General features: G+C 73.7%; 1 protein-coding gene. It reads right to left on the bottom strand.

Features of this window, described 5'->3' with window-relative positions:
- A partial coding sequence (locus tag ACFYXC_RS41780) for a beta-ketoacyl synthase N-terminal-like domain-containing protein (RefSeq protein ID WP_389558380.1) occupies window positions 1-3,346 on the bottom strand: 3,346 nt, incomplete at both ends.

The following is a 3,346-nucleotide window of genomic DNA, read 5'->3' as shown; positions in this document are numbered from 1 at the left end:
GCCACCACAGCCGCCTCCGTGAGGAAACCGGTCGCGTGCGTGGCCCAGTCCTGCTGGGTGTTCTCGGGGCGGGAGTAGACGGCGACCGTACGGCGTTCCGCGGTGCGCGGTCCGACGATCACGCGGATCTGGGCGCCGCCCCGCTCGGGCAGCACCAGCGGTGCCGCCAGGGTCAGTTCGTCGAGGGTGGCGCAGTCCACGGCCTCGCCGGCCGCCAGGGCCAGTTCGACGAGGACGGCACCGGGCAGCAGGACCCGGCCGAGCACCATGTGGTCGGCGAGCCACGGCTGCGCCTCCACCGACAGCCTGCCCGTCAGCACCACACCACCGGAGTCCGGCAACGACACCACCGCACCCAGCAACGGGTGATCCGCCGCGTCGAGTCCGGCGCCACCGGCCGCGGCGGGGGCTCCGTCGGTCGCGGTCAGCCAGTAGCGCTGCCGCTGGAAGGCGTACGTGGGCAGGTCGACGGCACGGGCACCGGTCCCGGCGAAGAAGCCGGACCAGTCGACGGCCGTCCCCGCGGTGTGCAGCTGGGCGACGGCGGTGAGGAGTGCCTCCGTCTCGTCGCGGCCCTTGCGGGCCGTCGGCACGAGCAGGACGGCGGCGTCCTCCTCGCCGTCGAAGCAGGTGCGGGCCATGCCGGTCAGGACCGCCTCGGGGCCGATCTCGACGCAGCGGTCCACTCCTGCGTCACGCAGGGCGCGGATGCCGTCGGCGAAGCGGACGGTTTCCCGGACGTGGGTCACCCAGTAGTCCGGGGTGGCCAGTTCGCCGGCTCCGGCGATCCGGCCGGTCACGTTCGAGACCACCGGAAGCCTCGGCTCGCCGTACGACAGCCCCGACACCACCTCGCGGAACTCCGCGAGCATCGGCTCCATCAACGGCGAGTGGAACGCATGCGACACACGGAGCCGGCTGACCCGGCGTCCCCGCGCACGGAACAGTTCGGCGACCGTCTCGACCGCCCCTTCGGCTCCCGAGATCACCACCGACGACGGGCCGTTGACGGCGGCGACCGACAGGTCCTCCGCGGCCGCGAGGTGTTCCCGCACCTCCGCCTCGGTGGCCTCCACCGCCACCATCGCACCACCCTCGGGCAACGCCTGCATCAACCGACCACGCGCCGCCACCAAGGCACAGGCGTCGCCGAGCGAGAGCACCCCGGCGACATGGGCCGCCGCGATCTCACCGATGGAGTGGCCGGCCACGAAGTCGGGGGTGATGCCCCAGGACGCGAGCAGCCGGTACAGAGCCACCTCGACGGCGAACAGTCCGGCCTGCGCGTACGCGGTGCCGTCGAGGACCGACTCCTCCCGGCCCCACACCACTTCGCGCAGCGGACGCTCCAGGTGCTCGTCCAGGCCCGCGCACACCGCGTCGAAGGTGTCGGCGAAGGCGGGGAAGTCCTCGTACAGCCCACGGCCCATGCCGAGGCGCTGTGAACCCTGGCCGGAGAACAGGAACGCGGTGGTGCCGACGGAGCGGGCTTCTCCGGTGACCACGCCGGGGGCGGTCCCGCCCTCGGCAAGGGTCCGCAGGCCGGCCAGGAGTTCGTCACGGCCGGTGCCGAGCACCATCGCGCGGGACTCCAGTGCGGTACGGGCTGTGGCCAGCGCGTACGCCGTGTCGAGCGCATGCTCGTCGGGCCGCGCCGCGAGGTGCTCCAGCAGCCGGGCGGCCTGGGCACGAAGGGCCTCGGGGCTCGCCGCGGTCACCGTCCACGGCAGGACGGCGGGAGTCCGGCGCTCGGTGGGGCTCCGACGCTCGGTGGGAGTCCGGCGCTCGGCCGTGGGGGTGCGGCGCTCAGCCGTGGACCGCGGTTCGTCGGCGGGCTGCGGTTCGTCGGCGGGCCGCGGTTCGTCGGCGGGCCGCGGTTCGTCGGCGGGCCGCGGTTCAGCCGTGGCCGGGGCGGGGCCCTGTTCCAGCACGACGTGCGCGTTGGTGCCGCTGAGGCCGAAGGCGGAGACGCTCGCCCGGCGCGGGCGGCCGGTGACCGGCCACGCCCGCTCCTCCGTGACCAGTTCCGCGCGGCCCTCGGTCCAGTCGACGTGCGGCGAGGGACGGTCGACGTGCAGGGTGCGAGGCACCGTGCCGTGTTCCATCGCCATGACCATCTTGATGACGCCCGCGACACCGGCGGCGGCCTGCGCGTGCCCGATGTTCGACTTGATCGAGCCGAGCAGCAGCGGCCGGTCCTCGGGCCGGTCCTGCCCGTACGTGGCCAGCAGGGCCTGCGCCTCGATCGGATCACCGAGCGTGGTGCCCGTGCCGTGGGCCTCCACCACGTCCACCTCGGACGCGGCGAGCCCGGCGCCCTGCAGTGCCTGGCGGATCACCCGCTGCTGGGAGGGGCCGTTGGGCGCGGTGAAGCCGTTGGAGGCACCGTCCTGGTTGACGGCCGTGCCCTTGACGACGGCGAGCACCCGGTGTCCGTTGCGCACCGCGTCCGACAGCCGTTCCACGAGGAGTACGCCGACGCCCTCGGACCAGCCGACGCCGTCCGCCGCGCCCGCGAACGCCTTGCAGCGGCCGTCGACGGAGAGGCCGCGCTGACGGCTGAACTCGACGAACATGCCGGGCGTCGACATCACGGTGGCGCCGCCGGCCACGGCGAGCGAGCACTCGCCCGACCGCAGTGCCTGCACGGCGAGATGCAGCGCGACGAGGGAGGAGGAGCAGGCGGTGTCGACGGTGACGGCCGGTCCTTCCCAGCCGTAGGTGTACGACAGCCGGCCGGACACCACGCTGCCCCCGGCGGTGCCGGACGGCGAGACGTTGAGCGCGTAGTCGTGGTACATCACGCCGGCGAAGACGCCGGTCCTGCTGCCCCTGAGCGTGGCCGGGTCGATGCCCGCCCGCTCCAGCGCCTCCCACGAGGTCTCGAGGAGCAGGCGCTGCTGCGGGTCCATGTAGAGGGCTTCGCGGGGCGAGATGCCGAAGAACCCGGGGTCGAACTGGGCCGCGTCGTGCAGGAAACTGCCGCGGCGCGTGTAGCTCTTGCCCTCCTTGCCCGGCTCCGGGTCGTAGAGGCCCTCCACGTCCCAGCCCCGGTCGACCGGGAGGTCGGAGACGGTGTCCGCGCCGTCCATGACCAGGCGCCACAGCTCCTCGGGAGTGGTCACACCGCCCGGATAACGGCAGGCCATGCCGACGATGGCGATGGGCTCGTCGTCGGCGGGGGCCCCGACGCCCGTACGGACCGGCTCGGCCGACCACGCGGACTCCCCGCCGATCCGCGACGCGATGTACTCGGTGACGGCGAGGGCGTTGGGGTGGTCGAAGACCAGCGTGGCGGGCAGGCGCAGCCCGGTCAGGGTGTTGAGCTGGTTCCGCAGTTCGGTGG

The sequence above is a fragment of the Streptomyces sp. NPDC002701 genome (genome assembly GCF_042889045.1).
Classification (GTDB): domain Bacteria; phylum Actinomycetota; class Actinomycetes; order Streptomycetales; family Streptomycetaceae; genus Streptomyces.
This window is presented reverse-complemented; position numbering and strand designations above follow the sequence as displayed.